The sequence below is a fragment of the Desulfosediminicola flagellatus genome, from assembly GCF_005116655.2.
GTDB lineage: Bacteria > Desulfobacterota > Desulfobulbia > Desulfobulbales > Desulfocapsaceae > Desulfopila > Desulfopila flagellata.
The window spans coordinates 2766929-2787566 of the sequence record NZ_CP050698.1 but is presented as its reverse complement, the minus strand read 5'-3'; the positions used below and the strand labels follow the sequence as shown (position 1 = coordinate 2787566).

20 protein-coding genes are annotated in these 20638 nt (G+C 43.8%); 7 read left to right on the top strand and 13 right to left on the bottom strand.

The features are described 5' to 3' along the window. Positions 1 to 21 precede the first annotated feature (21 nt). From FCL46_RS11630 to FCL46_RS11620, 3 genes are all read right to left on the bottom strand, one after another. A complete protein-coding gene (locus tag FCL46_RS11630) occupies positions 22 to 777 on the bottom strand; it encodes a succinate dehydrogenase/fumarate reductase iron-sulfur subunit (protein WP_136808294.1) in 756 nt (251 codons plus the stop codon). A gap of 66 nt (positions 778 to 843) precedes the next feature. Further along, complete coding sequence (locus FCL46_RS11625; protein WP_136808293.1) at positions 844 to 2772, bottom strand: fumarate reductase/succinate dehydrogenase flavoprotein subunit; 1929 nt, start codon at positions 2770 to 2772, stop codon at positions 844 to 846. A 95-nt stretch (positions 2773 to 2867) separates the two neighbouring features. Continuing rightward, a complete protein-coding gene (locus FCL46_RS11620) occupies positions 2868 to 3521 on the bottom strand; it encodes a succinate dehydrogenase cytochrome b subunit (RefSeq protein ID WP_136808292.1) in 654 nt (217 codons plus the stop codon). A gap of 308 nt (positions 3522 to 3829) precedes the next feature. Between FCL46_RS11620 and FCL46_RS11615 the strand changes: the two genes are divergently transcribed. From FCL46_RS11615 to FCL46_RS11605, 3 genes are all read left to right on the top strand, one after another. Then, positions 3830 to 4489, top strand: coding sequence for an HAD family hydrolase (locus FCL46_RS11615; RefSeq protein ID WP_136808291.1), 660 nt, complete (start codon positions 3830 to 3832; stop codon positions 4487 to 4489). Continuing rightward, positions 4470 to 6083: a DUF445 family protein gene (locus tag FCL46_RS11610; protein ID WP_136808290.1), complete on the top strand. Its 1614-nt coding sequence runs from the start codon at positions 4470 to 4472 to the stop codon at positions 6081 to 6083. The genes FCL46_RS11615 and FCL46_RS11610 overlap by 20 nt, the downstream gene beginning before the upstream one ends. Before the next feature lie 234 nt (positions 6084 to 6317). Next, positions 6318 to 6497, top strand: a complete 180-nt coding sequence (locus FCL46_RS11605; protein ID WP_136808289.1) for a hypothetical protein — start codon at positions 6318 to 6320, stop codon at positions 6495 to 6497. 56 nt (positions 6498 to 6553) lie between these two features. Here FCL46_RS11605 and truC read toward each other — a convergent pair whose 3' ends face one another. Further along, positions 6554 to 7279, bottom strand: a complete 726-nt coding sequence (gene truC / locus FCL46_RS11600; protein WP_136808514.1) for a tRNA pseudouridine(65) synthase TruC — start codon at positions 7277 to 7279, stop codon at positions 6554 to 6556. 1043 nt (positions 7280 to 8322) lie between these two features. On the opposite strand from truC, the gene FCL46_RS11595 reads away from it, so the two are divergent. Both FCL46_RS11595 and FCL46_RS11590 read left to right on the top strand, forming a co-directional pair. After that, on the top strand, positions 8323 to 9156 hold the full coding sequence (locus tag FCL46_RS11595) for a cytidylate kinase-like family protein (protein ID WP_136808287.1): 834 nt from the start codon (positions 8323 to 8325) through the stop codon (positions 9154 to 9156). A gap of 198 nt (positions 9157 to 9354) precedes the next feature. Then, positions 9355 to 11202 (top strand): SLC13 family permease, encoded by a 1848-nt coding sequence (locus FCL46_RS11590; protein ID WP_136808286.1) that lies wholly within the window; start codon positions 9355 to 9357, stop codon positions 11200 to 11202. Between the two features lie 93 nt (positions 11203 to 11295). On the opposite strand, the gene FCL46_RS11585 is transcribed toward FCL46_RS11590, so the two are convergent. After that, positions 11296 to 11568, bottom strand: a complete 273-nt coding sequence (locus FCL46_RS11585; RefSeq protein ID WP_167505925.1) for a GGDEF domain-containing protein — start codon at positions 11566 to 11568, stop codon at positions 11296 to 11298. Further along, entirely contained in the window at positions 11543 to 11620 is a 78-nt protein-coding gene (locus FCL46_RS28845; RefSeq protein WP_420811273.1) for a hypothetical protein, read from the bottom strand. The genes FCL46_RS11585 and FCL46_RS28845 overlap by 26 nt, the downstream gene beginning before the upstream one ends. A 288-nt stretch (positions 11621 to 11908) precedes the next feature. Here FCL46_RS28845 and FCL46_RS11580 point away from each other — a divergent pair, with 288 nt between their 5' ends. Beyond that, complete coding sequence (locus FCL46_RS11580) at positions 11909 to 12517, top strand: FmdE family protein (protein WP_167505924.1); 609 nt, start codon at positions 11909 to 11911, stop codon at positions 12515 to 12517. 264 nt (positions 12518 to 12781) lie between these two features. Here FCL46_RS11580 and FCL46_RS11575 read toward each other — a convergent pair whose 3' ends face one another. From FCL46_RS11575 to FCL46_RS11555, 5 genes are all read right to left on the bottom strand, one after another. Next, positions 12782 to 14296 (bottom strand): tripartite tricarboxylate transporter permease, encoded by a 1515-nt coding sequence (locus FCL46_RS11575; protein WP_136808283.1) that lies wholly within the window; start codon positions 14294 to 14296, stop codon positions 12782 to 12784. A 33-nt stretch (positions 14297 to 14329) separates the two neighbouring features. Beyond that, entirely contained in the window at positions 14330 to 14743 is a 414-nt protein-coding gene (locus FCL46_RS11570) for a tripartite tricarboxylate transporter TctB family protein (protein WP_167505923.1), read from the bottom strand. Between the two features lie 19 nt (positions 14744 to 14762). After that, positions 14763 to 15722, bottom strand: a complete 960-nt coding sequence (locus FCL46_RS11565; protein ID WP_167505922.1) for a tripartite tricarboxylate transporter substrate binding protein — start codon at positions 15720 to 15722, stop codon at positions 14763 to 14765. Between the two features lie 64 nt (positions 15723 to 15786). Beyond that, complete coding sequence (locus FCL46_RS11560; RefSeq protein WP_136808280.1) at positions 15787 to 17226, bottom strand: aryl-sulfate sulfotransferase; 1440 nt, start codon at positions 17224 to 17226, stop codon at positions 15787 to 15789. 30 nt (positions 17227 to 17256) lie between these two features. Next, complete coding sequence (locus tag FCL46_RS11555) at positions 17257 to 17961, bottom strand: FadR/GntR family transcriptional regulator (RefSeq protein ID WP_136808279.1); 705 nt, start codon at positions 17959 to 17961, stop codon at positions 17257 to 17259. Between the two features lie 11 nt (positions 17962 to 17972). Between FCL46_RS11555 and FCL46_RS11550 the strand changes: the two genes are divergently transcribed. Next, positions 17973 to 18248 carry a hypothetical protein gene (locus FCL46_RS11550; protein ID WP_136808278.1) on the top strand — a complete coding sequence of 92 codons (276 nt, stop codon included), beginning with the start codon at positions 17973 to 17975 and terminating at the stop codon, positions 18246 to 18248. Between the two features lie 302 nt (positions 18249 to 18550). On the opposite strand, the gene FCL46_RS11545 is transcribed toward FCL46_RS11550, so the two are convergent. Then, positions 18551 to 19453: a tyrosine-type recombinase/integrase gene (locus FCL46_RS11545; RefSeq protein WP_136808277.1), complete on the bottom strand. Its 903-nt coding sequence runs from the start codon at positions 19451 to 19453 to the stop codon at positions 18551 to 18553. Further along, a complete protein-coding gene (locus FCL46_RS11540) occupies positions 19380 to 20537 on the bottom strand; it encodes a tyrosine-type recombinase/integrase (protein WP_136808276.1) in 1158 nt (385 codons plus the stop codon). The genes FCL46_RS11545 and FCL46_RS11540 overlap by 74 nt, the downstream gene beginning before the upstream one ends. Positions 20538 to 20638: the final 101 nt, after the last annotated feature.

Genomic DNA, 20638 nt, shown 5'->3' with positions numbered 1-20638 from the left:
ACTCTACACGCTGGGGGAACGCTATCCTTCAGTAAGCGCAGCCACTGCGTACTCGCGGTTCAGACGGGCAATATTTCTGATTGAAATAGATTTCGGACAGACAATTTCACACGCTTTGTGATTGGTGCAATTACCAAAACCTTCTTTATCCATTGTCTCTACCATGGAAAGAGCGCGCTGTTTACGCTCTGTACTTCCCTGAGGCAGCAGACAAAGTTGGCTTACCTTGGCACTGGTAAAAAGCATAGCTGCACCATTTGGGCAACTGGCAACACAGGCACCGCAACCGATACATGCTGCTGCATCCATGGCTAGTTCTGCAACCTGAGACGGAATCGGGATAGCGTTGCCATCAGGTACGCCGCCGGTATTTACCGATACATACCCACCTGACTGGATTATTCTGTCAAAGGCGGATCGGTCAACCAGCAGATCACGTTTTACCGGGAAGGCTCTTGAACGAAATGGTTCGATTACAATTTTATCGCCTGTCTCGAAATTACGCATATGCAACTGGCATAAAGTAACCTCTTTTTCAGGGCCATGGGCGACACCGTTAACAACAGAACCGCACTGCCCGCAAATACCTTCACGACAATCGTGGTCAAATGCTACAGGGTCTTTTCCTTCTTTAGTGAGTTGTTCATTAAGTACATCAAGCATCTCAAGAAATGACATATCAGTGCTTATGCCATTTACGGTATATGTTTCAAAGTTACCAAGAGAATCAGTGTTCTTCTGGCGCCAGACTTGTAATGTGAGGTCAATGCTACTCATTGTATTTCTACCTCTGCTGTTGAATTCTGGTTGGTGGCTACAATGATCGTTGTTTAATTGCTGGGCCTATTTGTAGCTTCGCTGACTTGGTGTAACATTTTCAAAAGACAGCTGTTCTTTGTGCATGACCGGTATCTGGTCCGGGCCTTTATGCTCCCACACAGAAACATGTGTGAAATTTGCATCATCACGCTTGGCCTCGTTTTCTTCAGTCTGGCTCTCTTCACGCAGATGACAGCCGCAGGATTCTTCTCTGCTCAGGGCATCACGTATCATGATGTCACCGAACTCAAGGAAATCGGCAACACGACCTGCGCGCTCAAGCGACTGATTCAATTCTTTTCCAGATCCGGGCACGTATACTTTGTCCCAGAATTTCTGTCTGATTTCAGGTAATTTATACAGAGCTTTCTCAAGGTCTTCTTTGTTTCTGGCCATGCCGCAGTTGTCCCACATAAGTTTACCGAGTTCTTTGTGGATTTCATCAACTGTAACTGCGCCGGCAGGTCCTTTACTCGTGTTCTTCAGTATTTTGTTGATTCTGTCTTCAACAATAATCTTGGAAGATGCGAACTCACCAAGAGTTTCATTCACACTATTGAGTTGAGTGTTGCCAAAATAGTTTGCAATTGCAGGAGAGATGACAAAATAACCGTCAGCAAGGCCCTGCATCAATGCACTGGCACCGAGTCTGTTTGCGCCATGATCAGAGAAGTTACACTCACCGATTGCGAACAGGCCGGGGATAGTCGTCATGAGGTTGTAATCGACCCAGAGTCCACCCATTGTGTAATGTACTGCAGGGTAGATCATCATCGGCTCATTCATTGGATTCGAGTCGGTGATTTTTTCATACATCTGAAAAAGGTTGCCGTACTTCCGGGTAATGGTTGCAGCGCCATCGCGCTTAATAGCATCTTCAAAGTCGAGATAGACGGCAAGACCGGTCGATCCTACACCTTTACCTGCATCGCACTGCTCTTTGGCGTTTCGTGATGCAACATCACGTGGAACCAGGTTGCCAAAGCTCGGATATTTACCTTCAAGGTAATAATCACGCTCGTTTTCAGGAATTTCTGCAGCTGGTCGCTTATCGCCAGGATTTTTCGGCACCCAGACACGACCATCATTTCTAAGGCTCTCACTCATCAGTGTGAGTTTAGATTGATAGTCTCCGTGAACCGGAATACAGGTAGGATGAATCTGTACAAAGCAGGGGTTAGCAAATCCGGCACCCTGTTTGTGAGCTCGCCATGCGGCAGTAACATTGGATGCCATTGCATTGGTGGAGAGGAAATACACATTTCCATAGCCGCCTGTTGCAAGAATAACGGCATCGGCAGAGTGGCTTTCAATCTTGCCATTAATAATGTTTCGGGTTGTAATGCCGCGGGCTTTGCCGTCAACAACAACCACATCCATCATTTCACGGCGGGTATACATGGTAACACCGCCACTGTTAATCTGGCGGGAGAGTGCACCGTAAGCACCGAGCAATAACTGCTGTCCGGTCTGCCCACGTGCATAAAATGTTCTACTAACCTGAGCACCACCGAAAGAGCGGTTAGCAAGCGTACCGCCATATTCTCGGGCAAATGGAACGCCCTGAGCGACGCACTGATCGATAATGTTGTTACTTACCTGGGCGAGCCTGTACACGTTTGCTTCACGGGCCCTGAAATCACCGCCTTTAATGGTGTCGTAAAACAGGCGAAAGATTGAGTCACCATCATTTTGGTAGTTTTTGGCAGCGTTAATTCCGCCCTGGGCTGCAATTGAATGTGCTCTTCGAGGGCTGTCCTGAATACAGAACGTTTTAACGTTATATCCCTGTTCGGCAAGTGTGGCTGAGGCAGCTGCGCCTGCGAGTCCGGTACCTACAACAATGACTGAGAATTTCCTGCGGTTTGCAGGATTGATCAGTTTGTTGGCAAATTTATGATTATCCCACTTCTCTGCTAAAGGGCCTGAGGGGATGCGAGGATTGAGTTCCATATTATAAAACCTTGACGTGGATCTGCTCTAACATGTAAACATCTGCGGGCAGATATTGTTTATAGTATGTTTCGCTTAACTGTTCGTGATCGATTCTAATAACTTGCACCCAGGCCAGTCATGAAATATAACGGTATTCCACCAAAGGCGATGAGGAAAAACACAGGAACAATGTATGTGAGTTTCTCAATTAGGCCGTTATAGCGAGGGTGATTGACGCCGAAAGTCTGTAACATGGACCAGAATCCGTGACTCAGGTGAAGAGCCAGTGCAGCAAATGCTGCAAGGTAGAATATACTGGTGAAAAATCCGCTTAACTGCTCCTTGACAGTTTCTGAAATTGGCACCCCTTCGGTAGGGAAGGTGAAGCCTGCAATGTGTACCAGCAGAAAAAGCAGGATGAACCCTCCAGTGTAGGGCATCGTTCTGGCGGCAATTGATTTCTTTTCGTCCACAATGTTTACATTCACTGCATATCTGGAAGTGCTTACTTTTCTGTTTTCCAGAAAGAGTAATAAGCCAACACTGATATGGGCTGAAAAAAGTACAAGTAGAGAGACAGAAAAGAGAAACACCAGGATCGGCAGGCTGTGCAGAGCATCTGCATAGCTTTGGAACGCATGACTACTTAAGTAAATAGTAGCGTTTCCAAAAATGTGGGTGCAGAGAAACAGAACAAGCAGCAACCCGGACACTGCCATGACGAACTTTTTACCGATTGAAGATCTAACCAAGTTAATGAACCACATACGCACACCCTTTGGTAAAAGGTTTTTGGAAGTGAAGCATTATAACTTTAGAAAAGATATTTATTCCTATTACTTATGTTGCCCACAGGCACAATTGCCTTCCGGTAAGGTGGCAACTTAAGGTAGAAAAATGATGTCAATTCTAAAAGTTTACTGAGAACCATATTTATATGGATGCGAAAAAAAAGAAAGATATTTTTTTATTTATTAATATGTTCAGTATATTGAGCTGGAGTAACTTTGTTACACTAAGACCCTTAATCTTATCATAAAATCCTTCCGGATTTAATCATAATATAAAGAATAATATGACTATAAAAACAGCGATATTTGACCTGGATGGAACCCTTCTGGACACTTTACAGGATCTGGCAGATGCTGGTAATCGTGTTCTTGCTGATTTCAAGTACCCTCAACATCCTGTTGATGCCTACAAAATATTTGTGGGTGACGGGCTTCGCGTGCTCATGGAACGCATTACTCCAGATAATGTAACATCTTCAGAAATTGATCAGTGCTGTGAATCATTTCACGCGATATATACAGAAAACTGGGATAAGAACAGTAAGCCGTATGACGGTATCGAAGAGATGCTGGTTCAATTGCGTGACAGGAATATTCGATGCAGCGTACTATCGAATAAGCCCCATGCCTTCACTTCTATTTATGTAGATCGTTTTTTCCCGAACAGTGAATTTGAGGTTGTATTCGGGCAGCGTGAAGGCGTCAATAAGAAGCCGGATCCTGCAGGCGCAATTGAAATAGCAGAAAAAATGGGAGTTCATCCCTCAGAGTGCATATACATAGGTGACACCGCAGTGGATATGCAAACAGGAAAAGCTGCAGGAATGTTTACTATCGGGGTCCTTTGGGGCTTTCGTGATTTAGAAGAACTGCAGGCTAACAATGCCGATCTGATTGTTACCAGCCCTATGGAGATTGTTGAGTATGTCATTAGTGCCAGCTGAGTTTATTCCCTATATTAAATACGCCACGCCACCGCTTGTCGGAGCGTTTATCGGCTACCTTACTAATCGGGTAGCTATTCGTATGCTTTTTCGTCCACTTAGGCCATGGCATGTTTTCGGTATCCGTGTACCGATGACACCGGGTGTAATTCCCTCAAAGCGGGGGCAGCTTGCCGATAATATGGGGGAAGTTGTTGGCGATCACCTGCTTACCTCAACCGAAATAGGCAACGCGCTACAGGAAGAAAAATTTCAGCAGCATCTGCTCAATGTCATTGCTGAAAGGGTAGGAGATATACTGCACCGTGATTTGCCGTCTTTGCCTGAGTTGATACCTGATAAGTTCGGTATGTACTTCAGTTTTGGAATGATGACGGTTAAGCATCAGCTCAAAGCGAGCGTTCATGAGTTCATGGAATCCGAGCAGTTTGGCGCGAAGATTGAAGAAGCTGTCGATACCAAACTTGATAGTTTTCTTGATCGAGAAATTGGCGATGTCCTGAGCGGTAATGAGCGTGAGGCTGCCTATAAATTTGTTGAGTCCTCTATTTCCAGAATGCTTGCAAGCCCGGTAATGGAACAATGGATTAACGAATTTATCCAGCAGCACGTATATGGCGCACTTCAGAAGGAGAAAAATCTCAAAGAGATTCTGCCCGAATCACTGCTTGAACTGTTGGAGCGATCTATACGGGAGCAAACCCCGAATCTTCTGAAAAAACTTGCTGTAATAATAAAAGATCCGGAAGTGCGTGATGGCATAGTTCGAGGTGCATGCGGTGGAGTCGAGAATTTTATTGTCTCGCTTGGCCCAATGGCACCAATGGTCCAGAACTTCATAACGATGGACGTGGTTGATCAGAAGATCCGTGAATACCTTGACGAAAAAGAAGATGATATTGCAGCCTGGCTGTCATCTGAAGATCTGCAGGAAAAGGTTGGTGTAGTTCTCTCAGAGCGCTTCGCAAACTTTGCAAACACACCGCTGGTAAATATCGTTAACGCGGAAGATACCGATAAAGTAGAAAGCTTTTGCAGTCAGGTGGCAAAACAGATAACCCTTCTGCTCCAGGGCAAAGAGATTACCAATGGTCTCACCGCTATGATCAAGGGTAATATAGAAACCCATCTGGATGAAGGCAATGTTAAAATCCGAACAATGCTTACCGACTTCATTGGTGAGGAAGGTGTTACCACTACCCGAAACTGGGTAAGAAAAGAAAGCGTCGGCCTGTTGCGTTCCCCTGACACCGTTAACACCATCGATGCGATGATTGACTCTATGGTTACTACTATAGTCAATAAGCGTATCGGCAAACTCTCCAGACTACTGCCTGCGGATGTCCGAAAAGAAATATATGTTTCTATCCAGAAAATGGCCTCGAATATGCTGGAACAAGAAGTTCCCGGCCTCGTAGCTTCGCTGGATATTCGCTCGATTGTAGAGGATAAACTCAATTCTTTGGATTTGTTGCGACTTGAGAAGTTGCTTCTGTCAATTATGGAAGAGCAGTTTAAATATATCAATTTGTTTGGAGCGCTGTTAGGATTCCTGATCGGGTGCGGTAATATGTTGTTTTTGTATTTGACCTAGTTTGCCTTTGAATTGAGATTTATTCCTTACAACTGTAAAACAAGGCAATAAAGATTACATCGTGCCGTAAATAATTGAGAAACTGAATACTGTATGCTGGGCCTCAAAAATTTCTTCCTCTAGAAGATCGTACTCGGCTTAATATACTGTTTTTTTATCTCGTTTTAATTGTGCACGAAATACGTTTTCATAATTAGAAATATACACTTCCAGATTTCTGGAGAGAGGTAAGATATGCGAAGAAGAACTGTTCACCAATGGAGAGATTGGCTATTGGAATCTCTTGGTGAAGGCAATTATGAATTGATTCAAAAAGAGACTAAGGCGGTTACTCCGGTTGTAGCAAAGGATGATATGGAAGCAGAAAACAAAAGCCAACTGATCATCAAAAAGACAAAAGAAGAACAGCCTTGAGACGCAGCTCGTAGGGCTTGGTGAAAAAGGATTGGGAAGGGCATCATGATTAAATCCTATCGTGGCACGCATTCCCAATCTAATTTTTTAAAAACGCTTAACCATTGTTCGTCAAATTTTACTTCAATTTCAATATTCTCATTGGTGATTGGGTGAATAAACCTCAGTATCTTGGCTATTAACATCAGTCGTTTAAATCCAAAATACTCTTGAAAAAACGGATTTTGTTTGTTATCGCCATAATTGACATCCCCAATGATAGGGTGTCGTAAGTGAGCTAAATGTCGTCTGATCTGGTGTCTGCGTCCAGTGCTTGGTTCGAGTTTTATCAATGAGTAGCGAACAGTATCAAATTTACCTACACGAATAGGTAGAGATGCAGTGAATACTGATTGGTAACCAGTTTGTGCCTGTTGGGGTTCTTTATCTCGACTGACATGCTTATCACCTAACTTGTCAAGCTTCTCTTTGAGTGGATAGTCTATAATATCACTGCCAAGCAAGTGACCACGAGTTAATGCATAGTAGGTTTTCGTAATAGTTTTTTCAGCAAAAGCCTTACTCATTAATCGGGCTACTTCGGGACTTAAGGCAAAAAGAAGAACCCCTGATGTTGGTCTGTCTAATCTATGTACCGGATATACGTGTTGTCCTATCTGGTCCCTCACCAACTGTAAGGCGAAAAACTTTTCATCCTTATCCATATAACTTCGGTGCACAAATAGTCGCGAGGGCTTATTAACTGCGACTAAATATTCATCGTGATAAAGTATTTCCAGAATCGGTTTTTCTTTAAAGACTACTCGTGTTTCTTTTGCACAATCTGTCTTGCTTACATCATCCATCATTTCATCATTATTGTATCTTGTGCTTTAGCCATCGATTGGAGTTGGTTTGATCGTATCTTGGTTACGTCCTTTGTCGACGATATGTGTTTACGTCGCGGCATAACATAAAACCTTAGCCGAAGGCAAGAGCATTACCGTGAGTGAGTTGGAATGCACATAAAGAAGTACTGGCTCAGAAGTGGTCCCGGGTTTTCGAATCACAAATTACGTGTAGATTTCAGCAGTCCCTCAATCATACCAAATTGAAGATTAAAAGTTGCCTTGATGGGGCTGATTGGCAAAGGAAGAGCGAGTCCATTTTCCAGGTTTTTCAGGGAAAATCATTACGTGTCCTGTCATTCCCGATATATGTACAACATATAGGCTAATATCTATTTTTTGCCGGAATATTTACATGGTTATTGTTTTAGCAAACGATTAAATTGCAAATAGGAAACGATAGGACTATACTTAAATTAATTCATAAATTTGACGATCTAATTCTTACTTCCATAGCGAAGGGCATTGACACAACATTGCTTGATGCAGTGGTTAAAAAGTACGTGATGCCGATAGATTCTTAACTGAAAAAGCGCGATACCTGTGCGGTTTTAATGGTGTGTCCCCCTAATATAAGCACAGCGATAGAGTTAATATCGTAGTCTACGCTATCCTGTGAGCAATATATTTTTACAATAACGACGAGTTGAACAGGCTGTCGATGACTGCCCAGAAAGAGTTCAGTCGGACAGTCTCCTGGAAAACTCACATCTTTCATCAGTCCTTCGAAATGGAAGATTGCCCAGTTATCTCTGATTGAAAACGACAATGAGTCAATCTGGATTGCCTTTTAAAAAGTATGTCAGCGGTTGTCAGATTGATGAAAGCGTTCTGATTACGATAGTAAGAATAGTACTCTTTTATTGGTGTGTTGTTGCTGTAAGACATGTTGGGTTACGTTGTAATAACGATTCATAAACTACGATTGTGAGGGGCTTATGAGCATAGTTACTATTTCAAGAGGATCGTATAGTCGTGGCAAAGAGGTTGCTGAAAAACTGGCCCAAAAACTCAACTACGAGTGCACATCGCGTGATATTTTATTGGAGGCTTGCTCTGAATTCAATATTCCCGAAGTCAAACTTGTACGGGCATTGCACGATGCACCTTCCGTTCTTGAGCGTTTTCAGCATGGTAAAGAACGCTTTTTGAGTTACTACCGATATATAATCTTAAAGCACATGAAGAAAGATAATATCGTCTATCACGGATTGGCCGGGCATTACATCCTGCGTGACATTCCACATGTTTTGAAGGTCAGAATTATAGCCAACATGGAGGACCGTGTTCTTGAGGAAATGAAAAGGGAGAACATTTCTGCCGATAATGCTCTGTATATATTGAAGAAAGATGATGATGAGCGACGGAAATGGGGGCTTCATGTACATGGAACTGATACCTGGGACAGCAGACTATATGATATGGTTTTGCATATCAGCACGTTGACGGTTGATGATGCTGTGCAAATTTTATTCGAGACGGTTCAGAAACCAATATTTCAGGCTACTCCAGAGTCGTCCGCAATTCTGGACAATATGCTGAAAGCTGCACGATTGCATTCAAGAATGGTTGATCGATTTCCTCATGCCGTCGTTGTGGTCAAGGAAGGCATCGCACATATCAGTAATGTGGGTATTGATTTGAAAACTGAATCATATGAGATGGAACGTATAGAGGGCTATGCCAAGGATATTGAGGGGGTGACCTCTGTAGTTGTCGATCAGCCAGTCCCTACCAAAGGATCGTATATTAACCCTTACCATAATATCTAAACAGTACAGATTTTCCGGTATTCATCAGAAACATACGAATTGCTTTCTGAATTATTGCGCAGGCTGATTTTTTTCAGGGCATGTTGTTACATTCTGAGGAATAGAAATGAACTCACAGAAAATGTGAAAGGATGCGCATCCTTCGGGTAGACTATACCTATCTCCTCCCCCCAAAAACAGAACACGAGGTTATCTTTGATGGAGCCGACTCCTGTTACTACGGATATGCTTATAGTTTTCGGACTGTTAGGGTTTGTAATTATCCTGTTTGTCTTCGAGTTATTGCGTGTCGATCTTGTTGGACTGCTAATGATGGTTATGCTACCGCTTTCTGGGGTCATAACTGCTGAAGAGGCAGTCGCAGGTCTCAGTTCCAATGCGGTGGTCTCAATTATTGCAGTGATGATTATTGGTGCAGGCCTGAACAAAACCGGTGTCATGAATGTCGTTGCCGCGCAAATCATTAAAGTGGCAGGAAAAAGCGAAACGAGAATTATGACAATCGTTTCGACTACGGTAGCTATTATTTCAAGCTTTATGCAGAATATCGGAGCAGCCGCACTTTTCTTGCCAGCTACTATGCGGATTAGCAGGCAATTAAATATCTCAGCCAGTCGTATCCTTATGCCAATGGGGTTTTGTGCGATCACCGGAGGCTGTTTGACGCTTATCGGTTCCAGCCCTCTTATTATGCTCAATGATCTTATGGGAGCCTGGTGGAATAATAACAGTGAGGCAGTGAATGGTATGGCATTTACTCCTTTGACTTTACTCTCCATAACGCCCATTGGGATAGCATTGCTTATCTCGGTATTGCTCTACTTTGTTTTTCTGGGGCGGAAACTCCTCCCGCTTGATGCCTGCAGTATTGATGAAGACTGTATGGATAAACGGCTGCAGGAAATCTATGGTAATGAGGTTGGCGAAAGTCATGAACTCGAGGTTCCGGTTTACTTCCCGATGCAGACGTTGGGGGAACTGGAATTACGGCCACGGTTCCATGTCACCGTGATCGGCATTGCCAAACATACCAGCTACCAAAAAGAACTCGCTCCAACGCAGGACTCAATTGTCGAGCCTGGTGACATCCTCTGGATTGTAGGCTCAGAGAAAAACATTAAACAGGTTGCAGAGATTCAGGGATGGGTAATCAAGCCGGAAACAGATATTTTTAGTGAAGAGGATTCTCCTCAAGAGTCAGGAGTTATCGAGGGGGTAGTCATCCCTCATTCGAACCTCAGCGGCCACACGATGGAAGAGTTGCAGTTTCGTCCACTTTACCAGGTGAACCCATTGGCTATCGTGAGGGGCGACGAGATTATTATGGATTCCATTAATATTACTAAACTGCGACAAGGAGACACCATATTGATGCAGGGACGGTGGCAGCAGTTTCAGTTGCTTTCTCAAAAAATGGATATTGCCTTTATCGAAGAAATTAAAGGAGAGGATCTCAAGCCAGAAAGAATACGCTGTGCATTGATATTTCTTTTTCTTTCTCTCATTCTGGCGCTCAGTTTCAAAGTAAAACTTTCAATCGCTCTGTTAACAGGCGCGCTTGGAATGATAATAACACGCATCATTCCTGCAGACAGGGCTTATGAAGCTGTGGATTGGCGGACAGTTTTTCTGCTCTCAGGCCTGATTCCATTAGGCACTGCTTTCGAGAAAACCGGTACAGCAGCGTATATCGCAGAACAGATTCTTAGTTGGGTAGGCACCCCTGCTCCGATAATATTGTTGTTGGTCGTTTCTTTACTCACTGCATTTTTCTCTCTGGTCGCTTCCAACGTTGGGGCGGTGGTATTGATGGTACCTCTGGCCATGACTATGGCTGCAAACATTGATGTCAACCCGGTCATTGCTGGAATGGTTGTGGCCATATCCGCATCAAATACCTTTGTACTTCCTACCCATCAGGTTAATGCGCTGATCATGCGACCCGGTGGCTATCGCACCAAAGATTATATTAAAGCAGGATTTGGAGTTACTATAATTTTCACTGCGGTTCTTATCGGAAGTATTTCAGTGCTCTATCCAATCTAGCTGGACAGGCTCCTGGGATATTTTGCAACGCAATACCAGTTATTTGGTCTGGGATGAGGCGATTAGCCTCATGCCAGGGCAGAAATTAAAGAATCATGTGATACTTTCAACTCTATTTCGTCCATTCTTTTTAGCAAGGTAGAGTGCTTTATCAGCTCTTGAGAGCAGGGTGTTGAAATCTTCACCTGCCCTGAAGGCTGTAACGCCAAAACTCGCTGTGACTTTTCCAACAACCGAGAACTGAAATTGTTCTAAAGTTCCTTTTAATTTTTGCGCCACATGTTTCGCTGCTTCTAAATTACTACTTCTCAAAATCATTAAAAATTCCTCTCCACCCCATCTACGGATATGGTCTGATTTTCTCATCGCTTTTTTGCATAATATCGGAGGCTTCAATAAGCGTCTTGTCTCCAACCATGTGCCCATAAGTGTTGTTAATAGCTTTAAAAAAAATCGATATCCATCATGATGATCGAAAAAGGTGCATTGCCTGACGACCTCCTGGCCAAGCATATGTACGTTGATCTACGATTAGTAGATAGCAGACTGTAATTCTGAAAAACCTCAAATTTAGACTTTTACAGAATGGAATCATCATAAAATGGTGGTTATTTACGTAACAATCAATTCAAATTAGAATAATTCGGATGAGTCTATTGTTTGATGGTGTTTTTACCATATGCGTATAACAACACGAGGAGTTTTCATGTTTATTCCGGAATCCATCCAGTCCCAAAAGGATTACCGCACCTGCATTGAGTTTCATGGGCATACCTGTATGGGTGTAACCATTGGCTATCAGGCAGCCAAGTTGGCAATGCGCCTGCTTAAGGAAAGACGTGCAGTAGATGAGGAGCTGATAGTTATTGTGGAAACCGATGCCTGTTGCTGTGATGCCATTCAGGTTCTTACAGGGTGCACTTTCGGTAAGGGGAATTTCTTTTATCTCGATCATGGCAAAATGGCGTTTACCTTTGCAGGCAGATCAACCCAGCAGGCAGTACGGTTGCAATTGAAGTCTGAAATATGGAATATTCCAGAAAGGGAAAAACTGCTGGCTGAAAAAATAGCCGCTTATGACGCCACTCCTGAAGAACAAAACGAATACGAAACCATCTATAGAGCACGAGGCGAAGAACTGTTTTCCCAAGGACCTGAGGCTTTTTTTGACATTGAATGGAAAAATAACTTTAATCTGCCAGCCAAAGCTCCTCGCGCCCCATCAGTACCATGCACGATTTGTGGTGAGATGGTTATGGAAACAAAATTGACTGACGTTGGTGGTCATTTGGTATGCAGAGCCTGTCTGGACTGATTTTATTACCATCTCCATATGCCAAACAGTCGAAGGTATGTTGTTTCTCTTTAGGCACGAATATTACGTTAGAAAGCAATTAAGGAAAATGAGAATAGGTATGCCCCCCCCCCATGCTGGATAAAAGAATATGGAGGGTATGTGTTCGGTATGGTTAGAAAAAGACGAGTGTCAGAAAGGTCAGGTAGGCCGTGAGAAATTTTTAGTATAGCCCTTATCGGGGCAATCTAAGCTCATTCAGCACTAGGGCTAAGCAGATCGGGATTACTTGATCTCAGCTGGATTTCCTTTGATCTTAATGCCAAATCCGAACCAGAAAATAGATATTATCGCCATGGTAAACAACAACAATGCAACGGGATGAGAAAAGAGAATCGTCAGGTCCCCGTCTATGATATTGAGGGATTGTGAGAGGGATAGTTCAAACCTTTCACCAAGAAAAAAAGCTATAACAAAGACGATCACAGAGTACCCGTAAGAACTCATCAAGTACCCTAAAAAAGCAAAAACAAACATCACAGCAACACCAAACATTCCCCCGGTTGCCAGATACACCCCGGTCACACAGAGTAACAGGGCTGCTGGAAATATTATAGACTCAGGGGCTTGAATAACTTTGGTCCATAGCCGAAGCCCCAGTAACCCGGAAAACAGATTGAGGACATTTGCCATAAGAAGAGTCCCGAATAACCCATAAATCAGCTGCCCCTGTTCTTGAAAGAGAAGAGGTCCCGGTTGAATACCGTGGATCATCAATGCACTGATAATTAGAGCTGCAGCAAGATTTCCTGGTATACCTAAAGTGAGCAACGGGATCAAATTTGCACCGGCAACTGCTGAGTTTGCAGATTCCGTCGCTGCTACCCCATGTATGTTTCCTTTACCAAAACTCTCAGGGTCTCCTGAAGCCTGTTTTGCTGTTGCATAGCTTAGAAAAGAAGCGGCAGAGGAATCAAGACCTGGAATAGCGCCAAGTATTGTTCCTATAATTGATCCTCTGAGTATCGTATATTTACACGCCCAAAACTCCACAAAACTCACTCGCCGATCAGCTTTGTTTTGATTTTGAGAGACAACAACTGCCGACTCGATTTTACCCCGGATACGAGCCATTCTCTTTAATATCTCTGCAACAGCCAGCATGCCCAGAGCCATAGAGACAAGGGGAATGCCATCGTATAATTCGAAATAACCAAAGATAAACCGTGGGCTACTGTTTTCAGGATCAAGACCAACAGTCGCGCAGAGCAGACCCAGCCCGGCAGCTGCTATTCCTTTTGCCATAGAATCCCCAACCAGCCCTGCAATAATAGAAAAAGCAAAGACCATTAGAGCAAAAATTTCAATGGGTCCCATTTTCAGGGCAACCATCGCTATAAAAGGGGCCACGGTTATAAGAATTATATCACTAAAAGCATCGCCTGTTACCGACGAATAAAGAGCCATCTTGGTTGCTTTTTCAGGTTTTCCATTCTTAGTCATTGGATACCCGTCTAAAGTCGTAGCTGCGGCATCCGGTGTACCGGGAGTATTAATGAGAATTGCAGGAATGGCTCCGCCAACAAGTCCTCCTTTACTAACTCCCATTAGAAAACCAATGGCGGGTAATGGATTCAAGGTAAATGTAAATGGAATAGCTATGGCCATCGCCATAACGGGCCCAATCCCTGGTATGGCTCCGACGAATTGGCCAACAATAATACCGAACCAGACAAAAAGCAGGTTATGCAGAGTGAGTGCGTCTGCAAAACCTGCAAGAATAGTGTGTACATCAATCATCTTGATTGCTTTAACCTTGAATTATTACAGAAATCAGGGAAGAGGTCTTTGCAGGAGATAATCTACACAAAACCAGATAAACGCCGGCAGCAGGACAACACCAATAAAGAGCCATCCCCATCGTCTCTCACCAACCACCCGCATGAGCACCAGCATCAGCATAGGAGCGGCTATCAAATAATTAAACGTCATCAGCCATACTCCAAGAGCTCCAATGAACAAAAACAGAAGAGCTCTTAATGCCGAAGCAGGTTCAAACTCCACAGCGCCTTTTGGGAAAACCGAATGCAGAACACCCGATAACGTTATGATAACAGCCGCAATGGATGGTAGAGTTGCAGGCTTCAGCCACCCATAATCAACAACTTCTGTCTGACTTGGAATGACAAAAAAGAGCACGACAATTCCAAAGAGCGACACCAGCATACCTGAAATGCGATTTTCCATGAGTTCAGCACCTATTGCATTACTGCTGATTCTTTGCTGCTGTGACAAGAGCATTGATATCAACAGCTCCCTGGCTCATCATCGTGTATGTGCCTTCCGGTCCCAGATTATGAGCATTTGCCTGCATTGAATTCAAGAGGCCTTGTTTGACGCTGTCTGAATTAATTGCATCATCGAATGCTTTAGCCAGAGCAGCTTTTGCATTTTCAGGTAAACCCTTTGGAGCTGCAATGTAGAAATACGGTTCCAGATACAAATCAAAACCGTTTTCGATCAGTGTCTTTGCATCCGGCGAGCAGGCTTGTCTGTCCTTACTCATTGAAGCGATCATTTTCAAATCACCACTTTCAATATATTTAACATGTTCCCCAGCGGTACAACCAACATCAACGTGGCCACCCAGAATGCTTTGAACCTGTTCTGCTCCACTTTTGTGTTTTACGAACTTGAACTTAACTTCTGCATTCTTGGCAACAGGCTCCAGCACCATCTGCTGAGGCTTTGCATCGAATGCAACTGCAACTCCACCTTTTTGCTTTTTGGCGTAGGCAATAAGTTCTTCAAGGTTGTTATACGGTGCATCAGCTTTAGCGACCATGGCGATTTCCCCCCGCATAATTGTAGCGAGGTAATCAAACGTATCGATATTGAATGGAATTTTATCTCCTCTAGATGCAAGGTTTAGGAAAATCGGCATACTCACGCCAAGACCTAAGGTTTGGCCGTCCGGTTTTTGTCTCATAAGAGAAGAGAACATGGCAATTCCACCACCACCGGGTTTGTTTTCAACCACGATATTCCATCCGGTATTCTCTTCAATCTTAGCTGCAACAAGACGGCCCATGATATCCGTCGAACCGCCGGCACCAAAACCGATTTGGAGCGTAATAGAATCCTTTGGAGACCAATCCTGTCCGTGCCCCAAAGAAGGTAAAACCACCATACACGCGAGCATTGCAATAGAGAGTAACTGTTTCATCAACTTCCTCCTGAATTTACTTTTTTCGTCAGAGCCGCGGCAAAGCCGCACCTGAGAGTACCTGCTATTCACCATCATCTGTATCAGAGAGCACACAAAGAGCCGAAGACGTCTGATAGGGTACAACCCCGTCTACGAGACTTTCAGATCTCGCACCTCTTGGAGAGGCCCCCTCAACTCTGAAATCAACAACATTAATGGGTTTAATATCAACTTCCTGCGGTACATCAACCTGGGGTATATATTCATAGGGATATCTATAGGCCCGATACACCATGTTCATATTAAAACTTCGGCCCCAGTATGGTGATATGTATTCCCACACGAGTTCGTGAGCCGCCGTTACCTCTATAAGGCGCCCGCCGCTGCCCTCAGTAATAAGGGTGTTTCCGTTTGGTAATCTTTGTGCAGCACTTATGAACGGGCTATACAAACGATTGGAATCGGTCGGATGTACCAGGCCGGCTTCATGGGGTGTATACTGCCAGACGATTTTCAGCGAAACCGGATCAAACTCAAGAACTCTTGAGTAATCTCGAAGGACATTCTTGGTTCCCGCCTGGCTTGATGGGTGACACCCCCCATATCCTGCCCAGCCACCATTGTCATAGACAAGGATATTACCTTCACCCGGGAGCCCCTTGGGGATCATATGAGCGTGATGCTGGCCAATTATCCACTCAAGATCTTTTTCCGGCGTAGTGTCATAATACGGCCCAACCTTCCAGACAATCTCCCCGGTCGCCTTGCTGATAATGAAGATGATATTCGTTTCCCGACCATCCACTATAATATTGTCAGGATGAAAACGTGCATCTCCTGCATCAAACCACTTATTGGGCCCAAGCAATGACATGGAGTTGAGATGCATCCAGTCTCCCATTCCTCCACCACAAGGCCTCATATTCGGGTCGCGGGAAAGCGCATTGCGTGCATCTTCCCGAAAGCCAAACTCCTCGAAATGATCGCTACAGACCCATTCCCAAAGGATTTCCCCATCCCAGGAGACCTCATATACAGTGTCATCAAGGAGATTTTTATCGCTGATAGCCTTGCACCGGGTGTTTTTATGACCAAGTAGCATGGTGTTTCCTGAATCTATCTGCGGTTCCATACCCGGTACATAGTAACCAACCGGATTCCCCTGGCGCTGATAGTCATGGTGAATCCGAGCCATCCATTGCGGCTCTTCACCGGGATCATCTATGAACTCATATTTGTTGAATTTCCAGACTACATTGCCATCCCAGTCTACCTGGATAAGATCACGATAGTCCTGCATACCATAAAGGGTCGAACGCTCACCGGTATGTCCAAGGATCTGTCCACCAGGAAGAAGTTTGTTAGGGAACCCATGGAGACCACGCCATAATTTGACTTCGCCCCCATTCATATCAATAACCAGAGCGCCATGCTCTTTTGCCTGAAATACAGTGTAACCGTTATAACACTTTGAAGAGTCGTAAACGGTTGCTCCTGTTGGATATATGCTTGGATATGTCATTTCTTTCTGTTTCCTTTGCCAGCCGTTCTATCAGGTGATAGTTTCGCCATTTTCTCTTCTCTGCCTGATTATTTCTTCTAAAGCGTTAAAGTGTTCTTGCATAACTACTTCAGCTTTTTCTCCATCACGGGCCTTGATATGTTCGAAAAAAAGTTCATTAAATCGAACATCCTTTCGGGCTGTTTCCAGATCAGGTTCTTTATCGAGAACCTGTTGAAAGACATGGACAAGAGCGCCCATCAGCCCACTGATAAAGCGGTTATGGCAGGCATCAGCTATCAATTTATGAAACCCTATAGCTTTCGTCTGATCAGGATCGCCTTTTTCTATGGAAAGATGAATCGCCGCAATATATTCTTCCATGAGGGCAAGATCACTCTCAGTTCTTCGCTTCGCTGCAAGCCGGGCAAGTCCCGGTTCAAGAATCTGCCTGAACTCGGCAAGGTCTGTTACGGTCACTCCACCAAACAAAAAGGCATTGGTGACAACATCAACTATCTTCTCAGCTCCAGGTTCAGCAACAAAACTCCCCCCGAAAATGCCTCTTTTCTTTACGATCAGTCCTTCACTCTCTAACTCTCGCAATGCCTCTCGGGCCGAGACCTTACTAACCCCGTACTTTCGGGCAATCTCGATCTCGGGCGAAAGTTTGTCTCCTGGCTTATACACACCGTCCAAGACAGCCTGTTTCAAGTCGCTCTTTATTGTGTCTGAAATTCTTTTCTTGTTTGACATGTCAGATCTAGATGAAGAAGGCACTTAAACTCCACGATTTAAATGTTAGTTCTTTAAATGTTAGTTCTTTTGTAAGTGGCAATATTTACAGATATTATATGCTTTGTCAAGAGATAGCAGGCCAAGATATTTCCTATGTAGAGGGGGCGAGTAGACTTGGGGGGATTTTGGTTGATAGCAATGACTATCTTTCAATCTCGGATTCAAGATTTGCGCAATCAAGAATAAAAGATAACAGAGGAACTCAGGTTGAAAATATTCCTGATCACGTAATGTCAACTTTATAGCTTTGATCTAAACATTGCCAAAACGAAGCAAATCATTTCTGCTGCATGCTATGACGAAAGGTGCCTACTGTGCACCTTAAAAAAGAAAATGTTCAGTGTACATCGTGAGATATTGATGTTCAGTGCGTATACGTAACAAAACCTGTTTTCTGTATAAATTTAGATTGTTATGCTGTTGTATTTTCTTTCATTAATTATCGAAAAGCAAGTTTTTACTCTATGGGGAGCGAAGTTAAGGACCGACTGTGAGAATGGGCCACAACTGAACGCTCGTCGGAACTGTCGGTTCTTGGCGTAGCGGCTTAACACCTCAGATTTCCGGCTAAAGTTATTCCGCTTTTAATTAGTATCTTTGCAACTGCTTCATGATACTCCCGTTCTGCTTTGAGATTTGAGAGTTTACAGTATCGCATGGTCGTCTTAATACGTGAATGACCAAGCAAATTCTGGATAGTTACAAGTCCTGCCCCAGCGTTGAGCAATTGGGTTGCCATTGTATGCCTAAGCTTATGACACGACACTGAGGTACCTGATTTTTTTGAGTAATACTCAATTCGTTTTTGAATCCCACGGACCGAGATAACTTTACCTTTATGTGGCCCTTTTTCGACAAGAAATATATGTTTTTCCGTGGTTTGAGGCCTGCTCCGCAGGTATACTGCCAAGGTGTTTGCAGCATCATCACTTAAATAGACAACTCTATCCTTTGCTCCTTTACCGTTTCTCACAAGAACTTGATGTCGTTTGTAATCAATGGCAGCAAGGGTCAGATTCGCAACCTCTTCGACTCGAAGTCCACATCGGAGCATGAGTACGAACATTGCCATATCCCGCGACTTGTGGACGACTTCAAAAAAAGTAGCCAAATCATTATCTCTGAGATGTCGAGGTAATGGTTTTGGAAGCCGTAAGGCAATGCCCTCAACTGCGGGGTTATCTATCTCTATTTCTTCTTCATCACCCAAGTAACTGTAGAACCTACGGATGACTACAAGATGAGCATTAATTGTTTCGGCCGATAATCGTTTTTCCATCAAATACTCAATATAGTAGTTCACATCAACTGGCCTGACTGCCTCTACAGGAACCGCGATCCAGACAAGAAAAGATTGTAATCTGTGTAGGTAATTTCTAATCGTGTGCTTGGAATAATTTTTTCTCTTCAAATACTGCCTGTAGCTGAGAATTGACTCTGTAAGGTTCATAATGTTTCCCCTGTTCGATGATGTTCATTGCTCTGAGATATTCATCTTCTCTTGTGACATCTGCTAACCTGGCGTAGCGCATTGTGAGTTCAATAGATTCGTGACCGAGAATCTGTTGAAGTACTTCTAGCCGCAATCCAGCATTGAGCATGTCCGTCGCAAAGGTGTGACGCAGACTGTGGAGGCTGTAGTTTTTATCTAATAAACAGGCTCTTGCCAGACAACTTCTCATTAATGAGTATGCTGCTCCGTAGCTCATCTTTGGGTACTTTGTCCCATAGAAAAGATATCGTTTTTTTGTATTCCGAATAGTAAACCAATCTTGAAGGGCTTGGGTTGCATCTTCACTCATGTAAACAGCTCGGCCCTGGTAATTCTTTTCTCCGAGATAAATCAGGATCTTCCTTTCCGGTAGTATGACATCTGAAACTTTAACATTAAGTAGTTCACCGATTCTCATACCGGTGCGGAGTAAAATAAGCACCAAGGCGCGATCTCTATCTGTTTCAGTTGCTGAGAGAAGGACTTGTAGGTCTTCTTGAGGAATGGCTCTAGGGAGAATATCAGGCAGCTTTAAACGGATCTTTTTTTGCAGAATACTGCTAGGCAGTAATTTTCTGCCAACCAGGTAAACCAAGAATGTATATAGAGACCGCAAGTATCCGGCAATTGAGACGCTACTCAATCCGCGATCCTGTTCATGCTCGACAAATGAGCCGATATCCTTTCGGGTTATGGAAAAAAGAGTGGAGCTGTTGTGCTGAAGAAAATGTTGGAAGGCTAATATCACACCGCCTGCCTGCCTAATGGTATGCACGGATAAGCCACTGAGATATTTTTCTTTAATGTATTCAATAGCTACGTCACTACCTGGCAGATCACTCTGCAGAAGTCGTACAGAAAATCTATCAGTCGTTTGACGTCTCTTATTCGGAAAATCTTGATAGCGAGCAGGTGTGGCGATATCTGGAAATACATCGTCGGGAGTGTCACGGTAACTGCTACCGGGATTTGTCTCATCTTCAGCTATACCTAGCCAATCAGCGGAAGGGGTATCATTCTGTATACAACTTTTGTCGGCCATGTGCCTCTCCTTTTCTTTTTACAGAAAAAACAGGACATTAATGACCGAACTATACCATATAATCGGTTATATTTTTTGTTACGTATACTCAGGAAACATCT

Coding starts and splice junctions, on each gene's coding strand:
- FCL46_RS11605 (WP_136808289.1), top strand. CDS start 6,318: ATGCGAAGAAGAACTGTTCACCAATGGAGAGATTGGCTATTGGAATCT.
- FCL46_RS11575 (WP_136808283.1), bottom strand. CDS start 14,296: ATGATTGATGTACACACTATTCTTGCAGGTTTTGCAGACGCACTCACT.
- FCL46_RS11615 (WP_136808291.1), top strand. CDS start 3,830: ATGACTATAAAAACAGCGATATTTGACCTGGATGGAACCCTTCTGGAC.
- FCL46_RS11545 (WP_136808277.1), bottom strand. CDS start 19,453: ATGAACCTTACAGAGTCAATTCTCAGCTACAGGCAGTATTTGAAGAGA.
- FCL46_RS11590 (WP_136808286.1), top strand. CDS start 9,355: ATGGAGCCGACTCCTGTTACTACGGATATGCTTATAGTTTTCGGACTG.
- FCL46_RS11585 (WP_167505925.1), bottom strand. CDS start 11,568: ATGAGAAAATCAGACCATATCCGTAGATGGGGTGGAGAGGAATTTTTA.
- FCL46_RS11620 (WP_136808292.1), bottom strand. CDS start 3,521: ATGTGGTTCATTAACTTGGTTAGATCTTCAATCGGTAAAAAGTTCGTC.
- FCL46_RS11630 (WP_136808294.1), bottom strand. CDS start 777: ATGAGTAGCATTGACCTCACATTACAAGTCTGGCGCCAGAAGAACACT.
- FCL46_RS11540 (WP_136808276.1), bottom strand. CDS start 20,537: ATGGCCGACAAAAGTTGTATACAGAATGATACCCCTTCCGCTGATTGG.
- FCL46_RS11570 (WP_167505923.1), bottom strand. CDS start 14,743: ATGGAAAATCGCATTTCAGGTATGCTGGTGTCGCTCTTTGGAATTGTC.
- FCL46_RS11625 (WP_136808293.1), bottom strand. CDS start 2,772: ATGGAACTCAATCCTCGCATCCCCTCAGGCCCTTTAGCAGAGAAGTGG.
- FCL46_RS28845 (WP_420811273.1), bottom strand. CDS start 11,620: ATGGTTGGAGACAAGACGCTTATTGAAGCCTCCGATATTATGCAAAAA.
- FCL46_RS11610 (WP_136808290.1), top strand. CDS start 4,470: ATGTCATTAGTGCCAGCTGAGTTTATTCCCTATATTAAATACGCCACG.
- FCL46_RS11555 (WP_136808279.1), bottom strand. CDS start 17,961: ATGTCAAACAAGAAAAGAATTTCAGACACAATAAAGAGCGACTTGAAA.
- FCL46_RS11595 (WP_136808287.1), top strand. CDS start 8,323: ATGAGCATAGTTACTATTTCAAGAGGATCGTATAGTCGTGGCAAAGAG.
- FCL46_RS11560 (WP_136808280.1), bottom strand. CDS start 17,226: ATGACATATCCAAGCATATATCCAACAGGAGCAACCGTTTACGACTCT.
- FCL46_RS11580 (WP_167505924.1), top strand. CDS start 11,909: ATGTTTATTCCGGAATCCATCCAGTCCCAAAAGGATTACCGCACCTGC.
- FCL46_RS11550 (WP_136808278.1), top strand. CDS start 17,973: ATGAAGAAGGCACTTAAACTCCACGATTTAAATGTTAGTTCTTTAAAT.
- FCL46_RS11565 (WP_167505922.1), bottom strand. CDS start 15,722: ATGAAACAGTTACTCTCTATTGCAATGCTCGCGTGTATGGTGGTTTTA.